The 22705-nt window shown below is 46.6% G+C and carries 24 protein-coding genes; 11 read left to right on the forward strand and 13 right to left on the reverse strand.

All coding sequences use genetic code 11. The features are described from left to right. Positions 1-509: 509 nt before the first annotated feature. From Q1B47_RS12025 to Q1B47_RS12035, 3 genes are all read right to left on the reverse strand, one after another. Entirely contained in the window at positions 510-722 is a 213-nt protein-coding gene (locus tag Q1B47_RS12025) for a cold-shock protein (protein ID WP_299793763.1), read from the reverse strand. A 325-nt stretch (positions 723-1047) separates the two neighbouring features. Next, the gene (locus tag Q1B47_RS12030; protein WP_299793766.1) at positions 1048-4164 is read right to left on the reverse strand and encodes a multidrug efflux RND transporter permease subunit; all 3117 of its coding nucleotides are present in this window, start codon (positions 4162-4164) and stop codon (positions 1048-1050) included. 12 nt (positions 4165-4176) lie between these two features. Beyond that, positions 4177-5352, reverse strand: a complete 1176-nt coding sequence (locus Q1B47_RS12035; RefSeq protein WP_299793769.1) for an efflux RND transporter periplasmic adaptor subunit — start codon at positions 5350-5352, stop codon at positions 4177-4179. Between the two features lie 619 nt (positions 5353-5971). Here Q1B47_RS12035 and Q1B47_RS12040 point away from each other — a divergent pair. From Q1B47_RS12040 to Q1B47_RS12050, 3 genes are all read left to right on the forward strand, one after another. Then, positions 5972-6334, forward strand: a complete 363-nt coding sequence (locus Q1B47_RS12040) for a cytoplasmic protein (protein ID WP_299793772.1) — start codon at positions 5972-5974, stop codon at positions 6332-6334. Between the two features lie 404 nt (positions 6335-6738). Beyond that, on the forward strand, positions 6739-8040 hold the full coding sequence (locus Q1B47_RS12045) for an NAD(P)/FAD-dependent oxidoreductase (protein ID WP_299793775.1): 1302 nt from the start codon (positions 6739-6741) through the stop codon (positions 8038-8040). Between the two features lie 160 nt (positions 8041-8200). Then, on the forward strand, positions 8201-8416 hold the full coding sequence (locus tag Q1B47_RS12050; RefSeq protein WP_299793778.1) for a hypothetical protein: 216 nt from the start codon (positions 8201-8203) through the stop codon (positions 8414-8416). Between the two features lie 68 nt (positions 8417-8484). Here Q1B47_RS12050 and Q1B47_RS12055 read toward each other — a convergent pair whose 3' ends face one another. Together Q1B47_RS12055 and ltaE are read right to left on the reverse strand one after the other, a co-directional pair. After that, entirely contained in the window at positions 8485-8853 is a 369-nt protein-coding gene (locus Q1B47_RS12055) for a hotdog domain-containing protein (protein ID WP_299793781.1), read from the reverse strand. A 544-nt stretch (positions 8854-9397) separates the two neighbouring features. Continuing rightward, complete coding sequence (gene ltaE / locus Q1B47_RS12060) at positions 9398-10408, reverse strand: low-specificity L-threonine aldolase (protein WP_299793784.1); 1011 nt, start codon at positions 10406-10408, stop codon at positions 9398-9400. 349 nt (positions 10409-10757) lie between these two features. Between ltaE and Q1B47_RS12065 the strand changes: the two genes are divergently transcribed. Continuing rightward, the gene (locus Q1B47_RS12065) at positions 10758-11405 is read left to right on the forward strand and encodes a trimeric intracellular cation channel family protein (protein ID WP_299793787.1); all 648 of its coding nucleotides are present in this window, start codon (positions 10758-10760) and stop codon (positions 11403-11405) included. A 115-nt stretch (positions 11406-11520) separates the two neighbouring features. Here Q1B47_RS12065 and Q1B47_RS12070 read toward each other — a convergent pair whose 3' ends face one another. Beyond that, positions 11521-12345, reverse strand: a complete 825-nt coding sequence (locus Q1B47_RS12070; RefSeq protein ID WP_299793790.1) for a mechanosensitive ion channel domain-containing protein — start codon at positions 12343-12345, stop codon at positions 11521-11523. A gap of 87 nt (positions 12346-12432) precedes the next feature. Continuing rightward, on the reverse strand, positions 12433-12999 hold the full coding sequence (locus tag Q1B47_RS12075) for an OmpA family protein (RefSeq protein ID WP_299793792.1): 567 nt from the start codon (positions 12997-12999) through the stop codon (positions 12433-12435). 185 nt (positions 13000-13184) lie between these two features. Here Q1B47_RS12075 and Q1B47_RS12080 point away from each other — a divergent pair, with 185 nt between their 5' ends. After that, positions 13185-13313, forward strand: coding sequence for a hypothetical protein (locus Q1B47_RS12080; RefSeq protein WP_299793795.1), 129 nt, complete (start codon positions 13185-13187; stop codon positions 13311-13313). Between the two features lie 67 nt (positions 13314-13380). Here the strand turns inward: Q1B47_RS12080 and Q1B47_RS12085 are convergent, their stop codons facing one another. Then, positions 13381-13791: a PACE efflux transporter gene (locus tag Q1B47_RS12085; RefSeq protein WP_299793798.1), complete on the reverse strand. Its 411-nt coding sequence runs from the start codon at positions 13789-13791 to the stop codon at positions 13381-13383. A gap of 60 nt (positions 13792-13851) precedes the next feature. Here Q1B47_RS12085 and Q1B47_RS12090 point away from each other — a divergent pair, with 60 nt between their 5' ends. Further along, entirely contained in the window at positions 13852-14754 is a 903-nt protein-coding gene (locus Q1B47_RS12090) for a LysR family transcriptional regulator (protein ID WP_299793801.1), read from the forward strand. A gap of 108 nt (positions 14755-14862) precedes the next feature. Here Q1B47_RS12090 and Q1B47_RS12095 read toward each other — a convergent pair whose 3' ends face one another. Both Q1B47_RS12095 and Q1B47_RS12100 read right to left on the reverse strand, forming a co-directional pair. Then, positions 14863-15315 carry a DUF924 family protein gene (locus Q1B47_RS12095; protein ID WP_299793804.1) on the reverse strand — a complete coding sequence of 151 codons (453 nt, stop codon included), beginning with the start codon at positions 15313-15315 and terminating at the stop codon, positions 14863-14865. Positions 15316-15610: 295 nt separating this feature from the next. Continuing rightward, entirely contained in the window at positions 15611-16171 is a 561-nt protein-coding gene (locus Q1B47_RS12100; RefSeq protein ID WP_299793807.1) for a DUF4136 domain-containing protein, read from the reverse strand. Positions 16172-16335: 164 nt separating this feature from the next. Between Q1B47_RS12100 and Q1B47_RS12105 the strand changes: the two genes are divergently transcribed. The 4 genes from Q1B47_RS12105 (at position 16336) to ruvX (ending at position 18429) form a co-directional block, all read left to right on the forward strand. After that, positions 16336-16653 carry a hypothetical protein gene (locus Q1B47_RS12105; RefSeq protein WP_299793810.1) on the forward strand — a complete coding sequence of 106 codons (318 nt, stop codon included), beginning with the start codon at positions 16336-16338 and terminating at the stop codon, positions 16651-16653. A gap of 209 nt (positions 16654-16862) precedes the next feature. Continuing rightward, positions 16863-17192 carry a stress response translation initiation inhibitor YciH gene (gene yciH / locus Q1B47_RS12110; RefSeq protein ID WP_299793813.1) on the forward strand — a complete coding sequence of 110 codons (330 nt, stop codon included), beginning with the start codon at positions 16863-16865 and terminating at the stop codon, positions 17190-17192. A gap of 47 nt (positions 17193-17239) precedes the next feature. Further along, the gene (locus tag Q1B47_RS12115; protein ID WP_299793816.1) at positions 17240-17800 is read left to right on the forward strand and encodes a YqgE/AlgH family protein; all 561 of its coding nucleotides are present in this window, start codon (positions 17240-17242) and stop codon (positions 17798-17800) included. A gap of 209 nt (positions 17801-18009) precedes the next feature. Then, entirely contained in the window at positions 18010-18429 is a 420-nt protein-coding gene (ruvX, locus tag Q1B47_RS12120) for a Holliday junction resolvase RuvX (protein ID WP_299793819.1), read from the forward strand. A 74-nt stretch (positions 18430-18503) separates the two neighbouring features. Here ruvX and Q1B47_RS12125 read toward each other — a convergent pair whose 3' ends face one another. The 3 genes from Q1B47_RS12125 to Q1B47_RS12135 form a co-directional block, all read right to left on the reverse strand. Beyond that, positions 18504-19607 carry a porin gene (locus tag Q1B47_RS12125; RefSeq protein WP_299793822.1) on the reverse strand — a complete coding sequence of 368 codons (1104 nt, stop codon included), beginning with the start codon at positions 19605-19607 and terminating at the stop codon, positions 18504-18506. 123 nt (positions 19608-19730) lie between these two features. Beyond that, positions 19731-20849, reverse strand: a complete 1119-nt coding sequence (locus tag Q1B47_RS12130; protein WP_299793825.1) for a PilT/PilU family type 4a pilus ATPase — start codon at positions 20847-20849, stop codon at positions 19731-19733. 12 nt (positions 20850-20861) lie between these two features. Then, on the reverse strand, positions 20862-21899 hold the full coding sequence (locus tag Q1B47_RS12135) for a type IV pilus twitching motility protein PilT (protein ID WP_299793828.1): 1038 nt from the start codon (positions 21897-21899) through the stop codon (positions 20862-20864). A gap of 36 nt (positions 21900-21935) precedes the next feature. On the opposite strand from Q1B47_RS12135, the gene Q1B47_RS12140 reads away from it, so the two are divergent. Beyond that, positions 21936-22640, forward strand: a complete 705-nt coding sequence (locus tag Q1B47_RS12140; RefSeq protein WP_299793831.1) for a YggS family pyridoxal phosphate-dependent enzyme — start codon at positions 21936-21938, stop codon at positions 22638-22640. Positions 22641-22705 lie beyond the last annotated feature (65 nt).

The following is a 22705-nucleotide window of genomic DNA, read 5'->3' on the forward strand; positions in this document are numbered from 1 at the left end:
TCGGTTTGTTTTCTCCCTGCATCAGAGAACAACCCAAAAGGCTCACTCTTAGGAGTGGGCCTTTTTTTATCCCCCACAACGCGCTGCCATCAAATACACTAAAAGAGAAGGCAAAATGTGAGAAAACTCGCGATCTAACTCAAAATTTCGAGATAAATAACTAACACACAGTGATACAAGTGTTATACCGTAGTGAATAGTTAGCTTTTTCCCTGCAAAGAACAAGCAAGCTGGAAGGCCTGTTTACTCCTGTGTGAGTGAACGGGCCTTTTTTCAACTCTCTCCCAACTCGCTCCCCCCCTGAGTTATCGATAATCGACAAAAAATACAGAGCCTGTCTTGATGCTACTGGTTAGTTTTCTGAAGAGCCAGTTAGTAATGTTATCGGGACACGAGAAGAGTAGAGGTTAAGGTTTTAACATTCAGGCCAGGAAGAGAGTAAAAGCCTTGCCAGGCAAAAAAAAGGCTGCCCTGAGGCAGCCTTGATTTTGATCCGAAATCGTTCCGGATTAAAGCGCTACAACGTTTGCAGCTTGCAGACCTTTCTGGCCCTGCTCAACTTCAAAAGATACTTTCTGACCTTCTGCAAGAGTCTTGAAACCATCAGAAACGATAGCACGGAAATGAACGAAAACATCATCGCCGCCATTTTCTTGAGAGATAAATCCGAAACCTTTCTCTTCGTTAAACCATTTTACTGTACCGGTAGTTGAATTAGACATCTATTGCCCCTTATATAAATTCATAAAAAATATCGCGAAAATGCGAAGTGCTTAGAAGTTGAATTATTAAGTATTACGATGAAGCTAAGGGAAACACTACGGACAAAAACTTACGAAGATCTGACGCGGGTTTACTTTACTTGATTCTTTAATAACTCCAAACCACAGAGCGGGAGTGAGAATAGCACGAATTGAAAATTTGTAAACAGAAAGAGCCCGGAACCGCCGCCTTACAGGCTCAAAGCTGGAACAAATTCGTTACAGACAGCAAAAGGCCCACGGTTTTCGTGGGCCAATGCAAGGGTTGGTGAATCACTATGCCCGTCTAGGCTTTAGACTCTCCCTTCACTCGCTCTCTGAGCTTTTGCATGATCACATAGAACACGGGAACCAGCAGGGTTCCGACAATGGTAGCCGCCAGCATGCCGCCGAATACTGAATAGCCTAAGGCTCTGCGACTCCCCGCGCCTGCACCTGTGGCAACAACCAGAGGCAACACACCCAGAAGGAAGGAGAAGGCGGTCATCAATACCGCACGGAAACGAAGCCTGGCAGCCGTTTCTCCGGCATCGAGAATACTCTTTCCCTCCTCCCGCAACTGTTTTGCAAACTCAACGATCAAGATGGCATTCTTACAGGCCAGTCCTATCAGCAGCACCAGACCAATCTGAGCATAGAGGTTGAGATCCGTTCCCATCAGCCAGATATAGATAAATGCACCAAGTAGCGCAATAGGCACCGCCAGCATGACCGCAAATGGAACCGTCCAACTCTCATACTGAGCGACCAGGAACAGATAGGTAAATACTAACGCCAGACCAAAAATGAGTGGCGCTAAGTTACCCGCCTTAATCTCCTGATAGGTCTGACCCGTCCACTCATAGCTATAACCTGTAGGCAGGCTCTGTTCTGCCGCTCTCTCCATCGCCTTGATAGCATCCCCCGAGCTGAATCCCGGTGCGGGGAAACCATTAATGGTGGTAGAGCTGAACATGTTATAGCCGTTCATCACATCAGGGCCCAGGATAGGTGTCACCTTAACCAGGGTGCTCAAAGGAACCATCTCACCACTTGCCGAACGTACATAGAATCGGGAGATATCCTGATCAGAGTTACGGAACTCACCCTCGGCCTGCAGGATCACCCTGAACACCTTGCCGAAGCGGTTAAAGTCATTCACATACATAGAACCGAGCATGGTCTGCATAGTTGTGAAGATCTCGTTCAACGAGATACCCAGCGCCTTGGCTTTATCCCTGTCGACATCCACATACATCTGCGGTACATCGGCACGGAAGTTACTGAACGCCATGGCGATCTCCGGCTGCTCGTTTGCCTTCATGATCAAGGCTCGCATGACAGAAGCCAGCTCTTGAGGCGAACGCCCCTGAGTCTCTTGCAGTACAAACTCAAATCCACCGACACTACCGACTCCCGGAATAGGAGGCAGTGAGAAAGCCATCGCCTTCACCGACGGGTTCGCCGCATACTTAGCCTGGAGCTTAGCAACGATTGCCGCCTCAACCATATCCGGGGTATCCCGCTCCTCCCATGAGGATAGGGTAACGATCATCAAGCCGCCGTTAGATGACACTGAGCCGGTTAAGATACTGAACCCACTGGCATGGATAACATTCTCGACACCGGGCTCAGCCAGGGTCAGTTCAACTAACTCCTCCATCACCTCTTCGGTACGGTTGAGTGATGCCCCGTCGGGAAGCTGAATGTCGACCATAAAGGCTTTCTTATCTTCCATAGGTACGAAACCTGAAGGCAAGATTTTTGCGACTCCCCCGGTGATGCCGATTAAACAGATATAGACGATCACAACCAGAGACAGCTTACGGGTTAAAGATGAGACGAGTCCCATGTATTTACCGGTGAAGCGTTCAAAATACTTATTAAACGAAGCATGAAAGCCTGTTTCATGCTCTTTAGGCGCTTTCAGCAGTGAGGCACACAGGGCCGGACTCAGGGTCAGGGCGTTTATCGATGAGATAAGCACCGCGATACAGATAGTCACCGAGAACTGTGCATACATCTGTCCGGTAATTCCCGGCATCACCGCCGTTGGCGCGAATACCGCGAGTAGAACTAAGGTCGTCGCAATGATGGGACCGGTAACCTCCTTCATCGCCTTTGAGGTCGCCTCGACAGGCGACAACCCCTCATCCTGCATCAGGCGCGTGACGTTCTCCACCACCACGATGGCATCATCGACCACGATACCGATAGCTAAGATCAGCGCAAACAGAGAGACGGTGTTGATACTCATGCCAAACAGAAGCAGGAAGGCAAAAGTACCTATCAGAGAGACTGGGATCGCGATCCCGGGAACCAGAGTGGAGCGGACATCCTGCAGGAAGATATACACAACGAAGACAACCAGAGCGATAGAGATAAAGAGTGTCTGTACAACCTCTTTAATCGAGGTTTCTACAAACTCTGTGGTGTCATAAAGCACTTTATACTCGAGATCCGTCGGGAAGCGTTCAGACAGTTTAGCCATTTCGGCTTTAATTCCGGCGGCGACCTCCAACGCATTGGCATCGGGCGACTGATAAACGGCAATAATAGCCGAAGGTTTGTTATTCAGCTTACCTTGAGCATCATAGGTTTGAGAACCTAACTCGACACGGGCAACATCGCTGACAACAACCTTAGAGCCGTCGCTGTTAGCGCGGATCATCACATCCCTGAACTCTGCCGGGTCTTTCAAGCGCCCCTTGGTCTGCAAGGTGTATTGAAACTGCTGCTCTGGATCGACCGGAGCGGCACCGATACGACCGGCCGCAACCTGAATATTCTGCTCCTGCAGAGCCGCAATCACATCTTTTGCCGTGACGCCGAAACTTGCCATCTTATTCGGGTCCAGCCAGATTCGGATCGCATAATCGAGGGCTCCGATAACCTGCACTTTAGAGACACCATTTTGTCTGGCTAACGCATCGGTGACATTCAGGCCGGCATAGTTAGTAATGAAGAGCGAATCGAAGGTCTCGTTGGGTGAAACCAGGTTCACTACCATCAGGATATTAGAACTCTGCTTCTCGACCGTCACCCCCTGGCGCTTAACCTCTTCGGGTAACCGCGGCATCGCCTGCTGTACCCGGTTTTGCACCTTGACCTGTGCCATATCCGCGTCGGTGCCGACATCGAAAGTAACACTCAGTGAGTAACTGCCGTCATTGGCACTCTTGGACTCCATATAGATCATATCTTCGACACCGTTGACCTCGGCCTCAATCGGCTGAGCTATGGTGTCTTTTACGATATCGGCACTGGCACCTGAATAACTGGTAGATACATTGATCTGTGGCGGCGCTATCTCGGGAAACTCAGATACAGACAGGATCGGAATTGAGATTAAACCGACTAAGGTCAACACCGTCGAGATGACGAAGGCAAACTTAGGCCTATGAATAAAAAATTCACTAATCATAATTATCCCTTACTATGATGCGTTATTATCTGGGGAGGAATTAGTGTCTTTAAATGGCACAACTTCTTGCTCTACAGCCTTAACCTGGATTCCAGGGCGAATCTTCTGCAGACCATCGACGACAATGCGCTCACCATCGCTCAAGCCACTCATCACGCGCCAGTCAACGCCGAAACGTTCACCAAGTTCAACGATACGCTTCTCGACCATATCCTGTTCATTGAGCACCATTACGAATCGTCCCTGCTGATCCTCCTGCACCGCCGCTTGAGGAATGAGCAATGCGTTCTCTTTGATAGGAGATTCAACAATTAAGGTGACAAACATCCCAGGCAACAACATCTTCTCACCATTTTTGAAAGTGGCTCGAATAGGCAGGGTGCCGGTAGCCGCATCGACTCGGTTACTGACAAAATCGATATAACCTGTCTCATTAAACATTGAGCCATTGGGTAGACGAAGGCTGATCACTATATCCGACAGCTCAACCTCTCTTTCGGCCGCTTTAGAAAAATTTTCCTTAGCCGTGATTAACGCTTTCTCAGCCACCTGAAAGTTAACCCACATGGGTTGAAGTTGAACCAGGTTAGCCATATCTGAGTTAGGGGTGATAATGTCACCGGTACTCACCATTGCGTTACTGATCCGACCGGAAATAGGTGCATAAACCTTGGTGTAGCTTAATTGCAGTTCGGCCGCCTGTACCGCCGCCTCCGCCTGAACAACCCCGGCAGCAGTAGTTAACTTACGTGTAGTTAACTCATCCATATCCTGAGCACTTATCATACCGTCAGGCAGAAGACGCCTTCCACGCTCCCAATTCATTACGGCGACATCACGTGAAGCGTTTGCTTGCTTTAACACAGCCTTCTGCTGTGCCAGCTCGGCAATATAGGTCGCAGGGTCAATCTCAAACAAGAGATCACCCGCAGTAACATCATCCCCCTCAACGAACGTTCTTTTGAGCAGCTGTCCCTGGATTTGAGACTTGATGGTGACATCTTCAGAAGCGTTTGTACGACCCACAATCTCCGTTCTCGACTGGATCTCTTCTGTTTTAGCTGTATTGACGATTACACTGGGTAACATAGCCTGCTGGGGGGCCGGCGGCTCACCGCACGCCGTGAGTTGCAAACCCAGGATGAAGAGAATACCCCATTTTATTTTTGAAACGGTTTGAGCAGCCATACAGGCCTCCGATATAAGAGTACAAATATAGATTATTTTCAACAAATTATAAGCAGATAAATAACTGATTAAAACCCATTTACATTTTTATTTCATAAATCCAACAGCAAATGGTGTGTATGGGTATAACCTACCGCTAACTATCAGATTTCACGAATATTCTTATAGCATATTGCCCACTTAAGTAGTGCGAGCCCTATGGCAATTCGTGTAACCCGTCCCGGCTGGCATGACATTCTTAATCAACATCTTAAAACCTGAAAGTCAGATAGTATCGGTTTAGTTGATAGGTAGGAATGAAGGAGACTGCTCAGTGGCCTCTCATACAATACTCACCTTTGGGAGCCTCCGGCTAAATGACTATGTGAGGCTATCAATTAGCTGTAGCTTTATTAACCGATAGCGAAACAAGTTAATGAAGCGTGGCAAAAATGAGAGCTGGAACAAGGTTATCCCTAATAAACTCATGCTAAAACAGAGTCAGACCAGCTTGAAGGAGTCCTGACATATACACTTCGCCGAAATGGCAGATAGTATATGAGCAAAGACGAATAAAGTTGACCAATTTGAATCGCGATGCCTATGATGGCACCAGTATCCGCAAACAGGTAGGTAACATATGACAGCAATTTCCCATGTCTACAACTATACAGTTCGATGCCCTCACATTAAGGACCCTGCACATCCAACCACCTGGCAAAACCATATAGAATTCAATCAGTCTTGCGAAATTGGCTTAAACAGAGTAACTAAATGGCATGGCCGTTCCGGCCACCGGATTTTTGACATCGATGGTTTTGTCGTTCGGGAAGCTGAAGCAGAAAGTGCCTATTTTGCCATGAACTCCAGTCGACTCAGAGGCGATGGTCATGTCCTGGTAACTTTCAAAATTTTTATGGATGACGCGACTAAGGACACTTCGGTGCAAGAGATCATGCAGCACCTTATTAAAGATTATCATGGGAAAATAGAAGGTCTTTAACTGAGAAGCTCCTCCGGTAAACTAACTGAGAGCCTTTAAATATGAGACTGCCTCAATCTATGGGGCAGCTCACACTCCCCCCTGTAGATAACCTTGCGCAGATCACACTTTTAAACTTTACCCTCAAAGACAAAACAAAGGTAAAAGTTATATGGTAAGAATTTTATACCATATAAAATCAATAAGTAATATAAAACACTTCAACATTTATCGCTTTTACACCTTATCCATGCCCAATTGCTGATTTTTATAGGCAATGTTACACTTTTTCAGCCTTTAATATGCATTAAAAAATAAAATTGTATTAATGGCTGTAACTGGATAGTAGCAAAATGAACTCGTTAAACAGTTCGGTGGATGATTAAACCTATTTATAATTAATCAGTTAAAGGATAACCAAACGCATGCAAGAAATGGCAAATATAGTCATCGTCGGTGGTGGTGCTGGTGGTATGGAGATCGCCACCAAACTAGGCCGTAAGCTTGGAAAGAAGGGAAAAGCAAGAGTCACACTGGTCGATTGCGCCGAGAGTCATGTCTGGAAGCCGCTGCTTCATGAGGTCGCTACCGGAGCGCTCGATATCGGGATTGACGCCCTCAGTTACCGCGGTCATGCGGCAAACCACGGTTACCACTTTCAACAAGGTGCTATGACCAACATAGATCGTGACAGCAAACAGGTCATTCTGGCTCCTATCATGGACGAAGCGGGAGAGGAACTACTACCGGCTCGCCGTATCGATTACGATTACCTGGTTATTGCAATTGGCAGTATTGCTAATGACTTCAAGATCCCGGGTGTTCGTGAACACTGTGTCTTCCTGGACAGTACAGAGCAAGCTATGGAGATCCGTAGCATGCTGCTGAATAAGTTCATGCGTTATGCGAGTCACCACCAGCTCGATGAAAAAATAAAAATATCCGTAGTCGGAGCTGGAGCGACCGGAGTCGAGATGTCGGCGGAAATGCATCATGCAGTCGATCAACTCAGGGGGTTTGGCTACAAGATAGATAGCAGTTTATTGGAGATCACCTTAGTCGAAGCCGATGAACGAATTTTACCTAAAGTCGAAAAGAGAGAGATCTCCGACTCTGTAGCGAAGGAGCTCAACTCAATTGGCGTCAATGTACTGACCAGCACCCGTATCGATGAGGTTACAACGGAAGGGCTGCACACGAGCGACGGCAAACAGATCCCTGCAGATATGGTCATTTGGTCTACCGGCGTTAAGGCACCGGATTTCCTGAATGAAATTGGCGGACTGGAGAGCAACCATATCAACCAGATTATGGTTAAACAAAATATGCAATCGACACGCGATCCCCATATTTTTGCCATTGGTGATTGTGCTGCCTGTCCACAAGAAGATGGAAGCTGGGTCCCCCCCAGAGGCCAATCGGCAAGACAGATGGCATTGATGACGGCAGATAACATCTGCCTGATGCTGGAAGGAAAATCACCAGCTAACAAATATGTCTATAAGGATCTGGGCTCGCTGGTAAACCTCTCTAAATTTCATACCGTTGGCAACCTGATGTCATTTATGGGAGGTGGTGTTCTGGTCGAAGGAAAGATAGCCAGGTTTGTCTACACCTCACTATACCGCCGACACCTTATTGAACTACACGGGGTATTTAAAGGCACCTTATTGATGTTTGCCAAAGGGCTCAGCCGCATAATCCACCCCCACCTGAAGCTTCATTAAGCAAACAAAAAGCCCAGCGAAAGTCGGATAAAGCCTCCATCAGGAGGCTTTTTCATATCAGGAAAAAAAGTTAAAATAACAATCAACCGACAACATTGATCAATCATACCAGTCACCTTTTCCGGGCTCCTTGGTATCAATTTTTTACATAAGAGTAACCATGACTAAGACACTATCAGTAACAATACTCCTCACCTCTGTTATAACTCTGAGTGGCTGTGCGGAACTGAAAGAGACAGGACGCATGATCGGAGATACCACCAAAGAGGTGACAACCGAAATAGGTCATGCCACAAGAGATACCACCAGGGCTATCGGCCATGCATCCCGCGATGCCGTAAAATCGGTTAACGATGAACTCAGCAAGAAAGATTAATGCCTTGTATTTGACTATATTCGGCCCGGTTAAGGTTCCGGGCCGAGCTTAGCAGTGTTTACAGCTCATTATGCGGCGCTGGCTCTTACACCATGTGCTAACGGCAAACCATTCTCGTCTACATTTACAAATACCATCTTGTTAATACACACCACAGGCAGATGAGTCACTTTATTTCTCACTTCGCATCGAACAACGATAGAAGTATTACCGGCACTGATTAACTCCAAGCCAAACTCGATAACATCTCCCTGCCTTGCCGGTGTCATAAAGTTAATCTCGGAGATAAGTTTGGTAACTATGCTGGTGCTCTTCATCTGACAAGCTGCATAGATGGCAGCTTCCTCATCGATCCAACTTAATATCTGTCCCCCAAACAGGGCATTGGCTGGATTCAAATGTTCAGGTTTAATGAATCTTCTACTGTAATATTTCATCCCTTTCTCTCCTTGCGGCCAAAGCCCGCATGACCCATTATCAAAATACCACGCTTAACACCAACAAATAGGCAGCACAAAGAGTGCCAATATTTAAAGCAAATCATATCAGCGACTTATAAAAACATGGGTGTTGTGGGTGCACCGATTTAGGGTGAAACCGGCGATGACCTCCCTTAAAAGGAGCAAAACAGCATCAACTCAGTCACCTTGTGTTTTCACAAAACCCAAAATTAATGTCCAATGCTCGTCATATAGATTTCCGTGTAGCGGCGTTAGCTTATCTAGTTTAGCGACTGGTGCGGCTCGTTACCTGGCGTAATGAGCGACAAAGAGTGCTTTAAGGCAGAGCAGTATGAGTTGAGTAGCAAACCGAAATCAGGCTCAAAATATGGGAGAAAATGGGCGATTCTCTATCAGTGATGAGATGAATAACTCTTACTTGTTGTCCGGCAGGCTATAGCAAGAGCAGCACTTCACAGAAATATTGCCCCATAAGAAGAGTCTGCATTTGCAGACTCTTGAAACAACATATCGAACTCACCTATTTCAGATGACGTTTAAGTTCGCTTATCAAGCTATCAATATCACCCCGACTGATATCGGCGTGAGTCACTAACCTGACCATGGAGCCGGGACTGATAAGAATTCCACTCTGCTTTAACTTAGCAGCAACAGAGCCAATATCAACACCTTCATCGACCCGGGCAAATACCATATTGGTCTGAACCGATTGAAGGTCGACACTGAACTCAGCCAATGTAGAGAGCTGCTCTGCTAGATAACGGGCATTATCATGATCGACTGCCAAGCGCTCAACCTGCTCTGTTATCGCCAGACTCGCCGCGGCCGCAAGTATACCTGCCTGTCGCATTCCACCGCCCAACATTTTACGCCAACGTCTCGCCTTAGCTATCAGGCGTTCATCCCCCAACAAGATAGAGCCCACCGGAGCACAAAGGCCCTTAGATAAGCAGATTGAGACCGAGTCAAAATATTGAGTAATATCACTGATCGGAATATTCTGGGCAACGGCTGCATTAGCAACCCGAGCCCCATCCAGATGAATTTTTAATCTATGATTGAAAGCCAACTGTTGCGCATCGGCAATGTAGCTCTGAGGCAGCACCTTGCCCCCGATAGTATTTTCTAAACTTACCAGGCGCGTATTAGCAAAATGCACGTCATCGGGCTTTATGGCTCCTTTGATATCCGACAGTAGTATGGAGCCGTCGGCTTGATTATTCAGAGGCTGAGGTTGAATGCTGCCAAGCACCGCCGCACCACCACCTTCAAACTTGTAGTTATGGGCCTGTTGACCACAGATATATTCATCACCGCGCTCACAATGGGACATCAGGGCCAACAAATTCGCCTGCGTGCCCGATGAGGTAAACAGGGCCTCATCGAAGCCATACATATCGGCAGCCATCGCCTCCAGACGGTTTACAGTCGGATCATCTCCGTAAACATCATCGCCAACTTCGGCTGTCGCCATCGCCCTGCGCATCGCATCTGTCGGCATGGTCACTGTGTCGCTACGAAAATCTATCATAAGGCCCCTATACTACAAATAAACTACTTCAGGATTAAGCATACTAACCGTACACCTTTCCTTGCGCCACTGTTAATCGAACAGAGCGCTGACAACAAGTAAACCCATACATTTATCATCTAACTCATACTAAAAAACACACAAAACCACCACATTAACAACTTCACAACTTAAAGGATTAGTCAATATAAGAGCATGCAAAATCAACCCACTGTAAAATAAAGACTTTAAATCAAACAGGTAAATCAAATCATTATAAAAAATAATACCAAAACAGAGAAAATATCAGTGTAAAAAACCGATGGATTGAGGCAAAATCTCTGCTCTTTTCTCATGATGGCATCATAAAATGCAAGAAGTTCAATTTATCAGCCTTCTCTGGCTCATCGGTATCATAGCTGAAGCGATGACGGGCGCCTTATCGGCAGGAAAAAAACAGATGGACCTTTTTGGTGTTGTGATAATCGGCTGTGCGACGGCTATAGGCGGTGGGACTCTGCGGGACATGCTGCTGGGGAACTACCCGTTAATATGGATTGAAAATGTGCACTACCTGCTTGCAATAGCCTTCGCTTCGCTGCTAACCGTACTGATTGCACCTGTGATGCGTTATCTGTCTAAGCTATTTCTTGCTATCGATGCTCTGGGGTTGGCGGTATTTTCTATCATAGGTGCACAGAAAACCTTGGTGTTAGGTTTCAGTCCTGTAGTCGCTGTCGTAATGGGAGTTGTAACAGGTGTGTTTGGTGGTGTTATCCGTGACATCTTGTGTAACCAGGTACCGCTGATTTTTAAGAAAGAGCTTTATGCTCTGGTCGCGCTGCTAACCGCAGGGTTATATGTCGGCCTTAAATTAATTGCTATACCTGAGTCGATAAACTTAGCAATATGCCTGTCATTTGGTTTCAGTTTCAGAATGTTAGCGATTAAGTATCACTGGGGGATGCCCAAATTTGATTACCAGTATGAGCACGGACATGGCGGCGCACCACATTGAGGTTAACCTTTTAACGCTCATAGCCGGCACGACAAAAGTTCAGGCAGAAATAAGGTCGGCAGAAGCCGACCTTATTTAATCCTGATTCAATTCCGGTAAAACTGAATCTATGGAACTAGGCCGATGGCGTCTCCTTCACATGAAGATCCATCTGCGGATATGGGATGCCGATATCAGCTTCATCAAGAGCAAGCTTAATCTGCTCCAGCAGTTCGAAATAAGCAGGCCAGTAATCGCCACCTTTCACCCAAGGTCGAACCACGAAGTTAACCGAAGAATCCGCCAACTCAGAGATAGCTATGGTATAAGCCGGGTCTTTCAGGACATACTGATTGTTCTCAACTATGGTGGTCAGTACCTTCTTCGCTTCGGCTAAGTTGGCATCGTATGAAACACCGATAACCAGATCGACTCGACGCGTTTCCATGGCTGAATAGTTAATAATCGTTCCATCCATCATCGCGGAGTTAGGGGCAATAATCAGCTTATTATCCGGGGTTAACAGCTTAGTAGAGAAGATGGTGATCTCATCGACAGTACCTGAGATACCGGCAGCATCGACATAGTCCCCGACACGACAAGGGCGAAACAGTACCATCAATACACCAGAAGCAAAGTTAGACAACGAGCCCTGCAATGCCAAACCAACCGCTAAGCCGGCGGCACCAATTACAGCAACCAAAGAAGCGGTTTGAACGCCTAACTGCCCCAGTGTCGCGACAACCGTAAAGGCGAAGACCAGTGCCCAGGCAATATTAGATACGAAAGAGACCACTGTCGGGTCAATTTTTCTCTTAGTCATTAACTTATCAGATAGTCTCTTAGCCACACCGGCCAGATACTTACCGACAAGAAAGATGATAATTGCAAGAATAATTTTCATTCCATAGGCCACGATAAGCTCAGGTGCTTGCTCGATCAAACCTTCCAAGTTTTCCATTAAATAACTCCCTAAAAATTAACCAAACATAGTTTGGCGATACCAAAATTCACAAAACCACCTTGATAAAGCTCTTTCTCTGCACTCTTAGTTCAAATCTACGACAAACTCGACCCGTCGATTCGAGGCTCTGCCTTGAGGTTGTGCATTGCTCGCAACGGGTAACTGGCTGCCCATCCCTTTCACGGTAAATCGTGAAGGGTTAAAGCCGTAGTCTTCCACCAAGATTCGCTTTACGGCGTCGGCCCTAAGCGTCGACAGTTTGTCATTTGCTCTCTCACTGCCGATGGAGTCGGTATACCCCAGGAGACAGAGGTTCACGTCATGATGCTGTAAAAACTGCTTCAACTTAGCCAATGTTCTCCACTGGGAAAACTGCACTTCGGCCTTAGCAAACTCAAAGTTCAAAACCAGCTCACTGACCTCTTTGCAAGTGGAGGGGTAGACCCCACTTTGCAGTGTGCTTAAGCAGATACTGTCGAACTCACCCGGTTTTTCACACCCCCTGGCATCGACCAGGGCACCAGCACGAGTATTCGGGCAAGCATCCTTCATATCGGGAACACCGTCATTATCGCTATCACTCCAGGCAGTTGCAGCAAAGCTACACATTGCCCCAAACACACAGAGAAAACTGAACGAAAGCTTTTTCATCACTTTACCCCACAGCCTGATATAGCTGACAATTGAAGCTATAGATCTAAGCGTTCAATATCATATCCGGACAAGCCGGCTAAATACTAACCGTCAAAATCTCTCTATCTAACAAGATCCCCGGATCATGCTATTGATATTTATTCTAACAGATATAGAGCGACTATCCTGAAGGAGTATTGATAATGAACAATCGTCGTGCTGAACACGATGACGAGCAGAAAGAGTATCACCGGAGACTGACCCCACTAAAAACTCCGACTTACCTCCCCTTGAGAGTATTTTATATCTGCCTGCGTAATTATCAAAGCTAAAGCACTAATAAATTAGCAATTACGACAGAAAAATACTCTCCAAAGAGTTATAAAGTCGAGCATCAGCTTATGCTGTCTGCACCTGATTCCTGACATAGTCATAGCTCCAGTTAAATACAATCGCATAAAAAAAGAAGAAAATTAAAAATGCCGCCTCCAGCAAAAGGGCCGCAGTTAAACTAATCCCTAAAAACCATGCAACCATGGGCACTGTGACCACTATGATCCCGCCTTCGAAGCCACATGTATGCCCAAAGCGCATCAGCAAACTACGTGATGAACGCTCTGCACCGTAGCACTTGTCGAACCAGATATTATAAAAGTAGTTCCAAATTACGGCGTAAATACTTAAGCCCACTCCCACCACGACCAATGAGGAGGCCTCCTTATCACTAAACACAGTGGCCAAAGGCACCACGATTGCCAGCGCTAACAGCTCAAATAAAATGGCGTGAAAGATTCTCTCTTTGGTTCTCATATTCCTACTCCAATCTCTTAACTTGCAGCTATTATCATCTATAGTTAAGATGGATAAAAATTGGATACCATCACATTTACTGATATGTCAACCATCGAGCAACTCATCTCATTTGTCACAACCGTAGAATCGGGATCTTTTTCTGCAGCAGCCAGAAAGTTAGGCAAAGTACAATCTGCCATCAGTCAAAATGTGATGAACATGGAGATAGATACTGATCTGCAGTTATTTGACAGAAGCGGGCGTTACCCTAAGTTAACCAAGGCAGGTGAGTCACTTCTGCCTCAGGCAAAGGCTGTAGTTGCACAACACAGACGGCTGGACCAACAAATAAAAGCACTGGAGTCTGAGGAGGAGTTAAAATTGACCCTGGCCATCGATGAGGGGATCCCCTACTCCGGCCTCGTCGATCTTCTCCCACAACTGGAAGCACAATATCCCCATCTTCAGCTGGAGTTTCTGTGTGCATCCAGCCAGGATGTTATTCAACTGGTAGCCGATAAGAGAGCCAATTCAGGCTTGGTGTTCAGCGAGACCCAATACCCGGAAATGATCGATTTTGAGACCCTGGGAACGGTTCAGTTCGAGCTGTTAGTGAATCCGAAACACCCTCTGGCGCAAACCGATGCTGCGCACGTGGATATCCTAATGCTGCACAGACAATTGGTTATCGGCTCTCAGGGTTCAAAACAGACCTGGTTTAATCAGGCTCACTCTCCCGATGTCTGGTATGCAGATAACTACTATGTATTATTAGAGCTGGCAAAATCAGGTTTTGGCTGGACCCTGCTGCCCCTACACCTGGCAGAAGATGCAATCAGGAAAAAAGAGCTGTGTAAGGTGCCGGTACAGTTCGAGCAACTGGGATGGCAGGCAAATGTGGACGTCATCCAACACAGCGCAATGGAAACCCCGGCCAACTACTCCCTGCGTAAATTATTAAGGCGATTGCTGCAAAATTAGGGCAATTTTTTCTCAATATATGAGCCGCGACTATATGCAAGTAAAATAAAAAAGCTTGAATACTGTATGTATTCAAGCTTTACCGATTTAATAACGCTTTGTATCAACTCAGGCGTTCAGAGAGGAAGCCTGTGCGTACCAGTTAGACCAGACAGGTTTCTCCGGCGGCTCAACTTGCGATTGCATCCCCTCGAGCAGCCGAATCAAGAGTTGACGATCTTCGGCTATAGTCGAATAGAAGAGAGGGTCATAAAAGCAGCGGCGCTGAACCGGATCCAGTTGCGTATCGAACCCCATATCGACACCTTTTAAACATAGCTCCCTGGCCTTAGCATGCAAAGCATGTACATCGGTATCGGCAAGCAGATGAGCAACAGGTCCCATCAGTAGAATCAGCGACATTCGACCGGGTGGGGTTCTCTGCCAATCATTGAGTTTCCCCTGCTTGGCCTTCTCTAGAAGTGAACTCCACTCAGATTGGGTTTGAGCCGAAAGCGACTTGGCCTCTACCCCCTCCCCCTTTTCATACTCAGTAAACCACTGTTTTAAAAACTGCTCCATTTCGCCACCACTTACTTCACTAATACCGTAATGAAAATCGAGAGTACCACTGTGTGCAACCATTAGGATGTTGGACTTTAGTCTAGATCCCTCTCAGTTCACATAAATGACGTCAATGGGTTATATTTTTTGAGATATTGAACCGAAATACAGCTTAACTTAACTATCTATTTTAAATGGGTATTATTAAGAGTGAAAATGGGGGGGGAGACTCGCGCAGGAGTAATGGCCACGCATATAAAAAAGCGAGCATATTAGCTATGCTCGCCTTCTGTTTTCTATCTATGGCTGATCATCATTTACTTTCCGGTTTCGGCGGATAGTTCAACATCATTTCAGCGACTGCCTTATTGACCACTTCAACCCTCTCTTCAGGCGTATTTTTCTCTCTGATAGTGTCAGCCACTGAACCTCGCCAGATTAACTTTCCGGTTTCTCTGTCAATCATATCCAGAATCAAGGTGCCAACCTCATACTCACGAACGGTGGTTTGAGTATGCATCGAACCACTCATTCCCCATGGGGAACCATAATAGGGGTGATAACCGAAGTTGGTATTAAAGGTGTCCACATTAATCTTCTTATCTACTTTAGTCAGGTAGTTCACCAGTATATCGGCAGTTTGCGGGTCTGACTGTGTGACCCCCTTCAGTGACAGCTGGCTTTCTACTGCCGCGCGTACACGCTGATCCATCAGACCATCTAAGTGATAACTGGTGTCTTGGTTCTTTTGCTCAACCCAGGCATAGGTTTTTATATCACTGAAGTTAGCTGCGGGATCATAATCTGAACTTGTCTTCATGGAACTACAGGCACTCAAGGCCATTGCAGCTACTACAACCATCACTCTCTTCATGTTACCCCCATCAAATCCGATGTTTAAATCCATTATGACTATCAGCTTACATAGCAATGTTATGATCTACAACTCAATTTTATAGTAAAGATCACCTCGTTCAGCTTGACTTCAGATCCACCTCAATTGATAATGATTATCAATCACAAATATTGGAGTTAACTATGCTTTGGTTCATCGGCGCCTTTCTTATCTCGACCGCAATTTTGATGTTTGCCCCGGTTAAGGTCACCACCCAGGCAGATAGTTTCTCCGGTAAATTTAACTTCGGTCAGCTCAGCTTGTTAATTTTACCGGTAGGCGCATTGGGCTGGTTGCTGGTCTCTCTGCTCAGCGGCGATACCAACAGCTATGGAGCGGCTTCCATTGGCTTTGTGTTGACAGCCTGTTCGATAGCACTACCTAAGTTTCATAAGTTTATTATTCCCTGTGCGGCTATTACAGCTATCTCACTGTTAATCGGCGTCGCACAGGCTGTTTAAATCGCCAGAGTCACCTTTACCCTGACATTTCCAGAGCCTTGTGACGGTTAGGGAAGTGTCAGCTGCTCTTCTTATCTATTCTCCTCAGATAATTAGATGGTTTTCTTCCCCCTGTCCGATTATTTTTATTTCTGCGTTTTGTAATAAGCTCCCACAACATTCTTCAATTTGTTAAACTCACCTTACCATCGAAAATTAACGACATTCCCATGAAAAAAGACTCAAATGTTTCTCTTGTTTACAGCACTGATATCGGCAGAATCTCGCCAGAAAAAGAAACGGCGCAAGCGCCAGCCGGTGATGGTATCGTCAGGATCCATAAAGACAGTAAAGGCCGCAAAGGGAAAGGGGTCTCCGTTATTAAAGGTTTAGGTTTAAACGATAAAGAGTTAAAGGCGCTGGCACAAAAACTGAAAAAGCAGTGTGGTTGCGGCGGTACGGTAAAAGAGTTCAACATTGAAGTTCAAACAGATAATAGAGAGCAATTGAAAACCCTGTTGGAAAAGCTCAATTACAAGGTCAAGTTAGCGGGCGGTTAAGCCCCAATATTAAACCAGACCAGCCTGTTCCCTCTAGCGGAGTCCAAATGGAAAGTTTACAAAATCACTTTTTAATCGCTATGCCTTCACTTCACGATACGTTTTTTGAACGCTCGGTGATCTATATTTGCGAACACGATGAAAAAGGCGCAATGGGGATTATGATAAACCGTCCTATCGGCATCGAGGTCAATGAACTTCTGCTGCAGATGCAACTGAAGGAGGAGCCGGAAGTGATCACCTCTTTGGGCTCAAAAGTGCTTATAGGTGGCCCCGTCACCCCTGAAAGAGGGTTTGTTCTTCATACGCCTCAATCAACCTGGAACAGCAGCCAATCACTTACCGATGAGCTGATGCTTACCACCTCAAGGGATGTGTTATCGGCTCTGGGTAGTAATGCAGCCCCCGAGCAGTTCATTGTCGCATTGGGCTATGCCGGCTGGAGTCGGGATCAGCTCGAACAGGAGCTGGCTGAAAACTCCTGGCTTTCGATTCCGGCCACGACAGAACTGCTATTTAACACTGAGTATGAGGAGCGTTGGCAGCAAGCGACAAAATCCTTAGGCTTCGATATATGGCAACTATCCAATCAAACCGGTCACGCATAAATCAGCCCCCTCCCTCCCGCTGGGGTTAACACTCTAAAAACTCTTAAAGAAGCTTTATGAGTTCAATTATGGCTTGGGGGGGGTTGCTATACATTGCGGGAGTATTGCCATAGCAGGAGGGCAAGCTCTCACAAATGCCATACCACCATTATAAGGTACAGACGTCGACAGCTCCCTTAACGGGAGGAACAACAGGACATGTTTAATTTATGAGTTCAATAACAGTATTAGGCTTCGATTACGGTACCAAGAGTATTGGTGTCGCGATAGGACAATCCCTCACAGGCAGTGCCAAGCCTCTATTATCGATTAAAGCCGTCGACGGGATCCCTAAGTGGGAAGAGTTAGGTATGTTAATAGAGGAGTGGAAACCCGATCTTGTCGTTGTCGGCCTGCCTCTCAATATGGACGGCACTGAGCAGGAGATGACACAGAGAGCGAAAAAATTTGCCAACCGCATTAATGGCCGGTTCGGGGCTAAGGTAGTCACACAAGATGAGCGCCTCACTACCGCCGATGCAAAAGCCAGACTATTTGAGATGGGCGGTTATAAAGCCCTGACCAAGGGACAGGTCGACGCGATGTCAGCCGTATTGATCATCGAAAGTTACTTCGAAAGCACCTATTAAACAACGAGTATCGTCGAGCTAATAAAGGGAGCATAAGCTCCCTTTTTAACTCTGCCCTGGCTCTTAAGAAAGATTTAAAAGTAAAGGCCAATATTGATATTCAACCTTGAGCTCCATCGAGTGGAACCATTGTCGATGCCGATACCCGGTCCATTGATAAACCACATGTTTTTACCGGCAATCCAATCGATGTAGGAGTAAAACTTCCCCGCCGATATGGCACAGCCGGTCACATTCTGAATCGAGTCTTCAAGACCCTCTCCCGAGGCCAATACCTGACTGAAGTCATTATAGCAATTTAGGTTAGTTATCGGTCCCCAATCGACATCCGTACTCTTTGAGAGATTAACAGTTAACAGTTCGGCGGAAGAAGCGATTTCAAAAGGGTAGGCAAAAGCCGATAACGCGATACGATTACCTGCCTCTACCTCATAGTCATAATAGAGATACTGCAGCTGCCCCTGCCAACTATTCCAATCCAGCTGCCAGTGAAGCGAGGTCGCTATCCCGTCAATATCTTCTCCGGCTTCCTGGCTTTGAGCCGTTGGCGTAAAGTCGAGCATAGAATATTGAACCGAGCCCCCCAACTTATGTTTAACACTATCTAAGGTAAAGCTATGCTCAACACGGGCATTTACCTGCCCCGCTTCCTCATAGGGATAGGAGTCGGTTACCGCCACGTCGAACGAATATCGCTCATACCTGCTACCATCACCATATTCATCATTTAAAAAGTAGGCCAGATCGAAACGCCATCTGTCGTTATCATATTTCCAGTGGATCCCGGCATCGAAGTCATCCTCAAATCCCAGATAATAGTTAGCGCTAAACCAGAAAGAGTGAGCTCCATAGGGAAGCAGACCGAAGGGAACCTGAGTCACGCCCAGCTGTAAGCTCTGCTCATCATTGAACTGATAACCAGCATAGGCATGATGGATCACATCCATATCCTGATACCAACGATATTGCGCCGATGCAAAAAGGTCATCATCAAGATAATTAACATCTAGCCTAAACAGTTCAAACTCCAGCTTGGAGTTACTATCATAATCTTTCCAGCCATAGTTAACCCTTACGGCCCCTCCCAGATCGAGTTCATCGGTGACAGGTACTCCGGATGCGGTCAGCGGAAGAAACAGTAATAGCAAGGCTAAGCGGGTTTGAGTTGAGGTTATCATGGCATTCCTGTTCACTCTTAACTAAATATCTAATAAGCATAGTCAAAAAACTTAGCGGCAATAAAAAACCAGCGAAGTTAACGCTGGTTTTTCAACTGTGACTTCTGTGACTGCAGGCAGAAGCTAATCTAAATCCAGGGTTACCCCCTCCATAAACCCTGAACCTGAGTCGGAATCGGGTGATCCCTGTAACTTAATCATCAAACGAAGATCGTTTGGCGAATCAGCATGGTGCAAGGCATCGGCGTAGCTGATATCCCCTTCGCTATACAAATTTAACAGGGCCTGATCGAAGGTCTGCATCCCCTGCTCATTAGACTTGGACATGGTCTCTTTCAGAAGATGAAGTTCATTCTTAGCGATCAGACTGCTCACACGAGGCGTATTGATCAGGATCTCAATCGCGGCTCTGCGCCCTGTACCATCGGCCTTAGGAACCAACTGCTGAGCGACGATGCCTCGCAGGTTCAACGAGAGATCGAACAGTAGCTGCTGATGCTTACTCTCAGGCACCAGGTTCATGATCCGATCTAACGCCTGGTTGGCGTTGTTAGCATGCAGAGTAGCCATACAGAGGTGACCAGTCTCGGCAAATGCCAGCGCAAATTCCATGGTTTCCTGGCTTCTTATCTCACCGATTAATATCACATCGGGGGCCTGGCGAAGCGAGCTTTTCAACGCCGCATCGAATGATTCGGTATCTATGCCCACTTCTCGCTGAGTAATAATACTCTTACGATGATCATGAACAAATTCCACCGGATCTTCGATAGTTAAAATATGGCCCCGTGAGTTTGCATTTCGATAGCCCACCAGCGCCGCCAATGAGGTCGATTTACCGGTTCCGGTACCACCAACCATGATGATAAGCCCACGCTTACTCATCACAAGATCCTTCAGGATTGGAGGAAGTTTAAGATCCTCCACCTCAGGGATCTTCGTCTCAATACGGCGCATGACACAGCCGGGAGCCTCACGCTGCCAGAAGGCGCTGACACGAAAGCGCCCCAACCCTTTAGCCGCAAAAGCAAAATTACACTCACGGCTTTCATGAAACTCCTGCTTTTGCTCCTCAGTCATCAAAGATTCGACAAAATCCAGGGATTGAGCGGAGGTAAAAGAGGTTTCACTGAGAGGTCTTAGCTCACCATCAACTTTTGCACTCGGCGGAAAACCGGCAGTGATAAAGAGATCCGATGCTTTTCGCTCGACCATTACCTTTAAAAAAGGGAGCACATCCATAACTAAACCTTATTAAAATGTCGTTTGCTTATTGGCACTCTTGTGCTGTGCATCTTCACGGGTGATCTGACCGCGATTGACTAAATTCTGAAGACACTGATCCAAAGTCTGCATCCCGTGAGCCATACCCGTTTGAATCGCTGAGTACATCTGAGCAACCTTATCTTCACGGATAAGGTTTCGAATCGCAGGAGTTCCCATCATGATTTCATGAGCAGCCACACGGCCCCCACCCACCTTCTTTATCAGGGTTTGTGATATTACCGCCTGAAGAGACTCCGAAAGCATGGTTCTTACCATCCCCTTCTCCCCCTCCGGGAATACGTCAACGACACGGTCAATGGTTTTCGCCGCCGATGTTGTATGCAGAGTGCCAAAAACCAGGTGACCGGTCTCAGCCGCCGTCATCGCGAGACGAATCGTTTCCAGATCTCGCATCTCACCCACCAGAATCACATCGGGATCTTCACGCAGTGCACTACGCAGCGCAGCATTAAAACTGTGGGTATGGCGGTGAACCTCACGCTGGTTAATGAGGCACTGCTTATTTTGATGAACAAATTCTATCGGGTCTTCGATGGTCAGAATATGCTCGTGACGATGATCGTTAATGTAATCAATCATGGCCGCCAGGGTTGTACTCTTACCCGAGCCCGTCGGCCCGGTTACCAGGACTAATCCGCGAGGAAAACTGGAGATCTTCTTAAATATTTCCGGAGCACCTAGTTGTTCAAGACTTAAGATATCACTGGGAATGGTACGGAATACGGCTGCGGCGCCTCGTGACTGATTGTAGGCATTGACACGAAAACGCGCTAAGTTGGGAACTTCAAATGAAAAGTCTATCTCTAAATGCTCTTCAAAATCCTTTCGCTGTTTATCATTCATGATGTCATAGACGAGCCCATGAACACCTTGATGATCTAAAGCCGGCAGATTGATCTTTCTGACTTCACCATCAACACGTATCATAGGAGATACGCCCGCTGAAAGGTGTAGATCAGATGCATTGTGTTTTACACTAAAGGCAAGTAACTCTGTGATTTCCATAGTATGGGATATCCATTCAATCAAAAAACTTACATCATGACAACAATAGCAGACAGGCTGGCCAACGCCCAGCAACGAATTACCCAAGCGGCAAAGTTTTCATCAAGAGATGCCAATGACATTCAGTTACTCGCAGTGAGTAAAACAAAACCTAATAGTGATATTATAGCGGCCTATGCTGCCGGTCAGCGGCTTTTCGGTGAAAACTATGTCCAGGAGGGAGAGACTAAGGTAAAAGAGCTGAAGAGTAGCTGTCCTGAAATTCAATGGCACTTCATCGGTCCTTTGCAATCTAATAAGACTAAGGTTGTTGCGAGCCAGTTCGATTGGATGCATACCCTATGTCGGGATAAAATTGCCTTACGATTGAACGATCAACGTCCCGATGAGCTTAAGCCACTTAATGTCTGTATTCAGGTTAACATCAGCGGTGAGCCCAGTAAGTCCGGGATATCCCCTGATGAACTCATGGCGCTGGCAGATACCATAGCCCCCCTTCCCAAATTGACCCTTCGTGGTTTAATGGCCATTCCTACGGCGACCGATGATATACAAACACAGAAAGATGAGTTCCAGCAACTGCAGAACCTATTCCTGAAGTTAAAGGCCAGTTACCCAGACGTAGACACCCTCTCGATGGGGATGAGTAACGATCTGGAGCAAGCAATAGCGCATGGCTCGACTATGGTTAGAATCGGCAGTGCGATATTCGGCCAAAGAGAGAAGAGTTTGACTGCTTGAGAGTAAGCCGGGCGAAATCCAACATAAACGTATAGCATACTTTGCATTACCAGCTTGTTTTATAC

Origin of the sequence: uncultured Shewanella sp. (genome assembly GCF_947501225.1) — a bacterium.
In the GTDB taxonomy this organism is placed as follows: domain Bacteria; phylum Pseudomonadota; class Gammaproteobacteria; order Enterobacterales; family Shewanellaceae; genus Shewanella.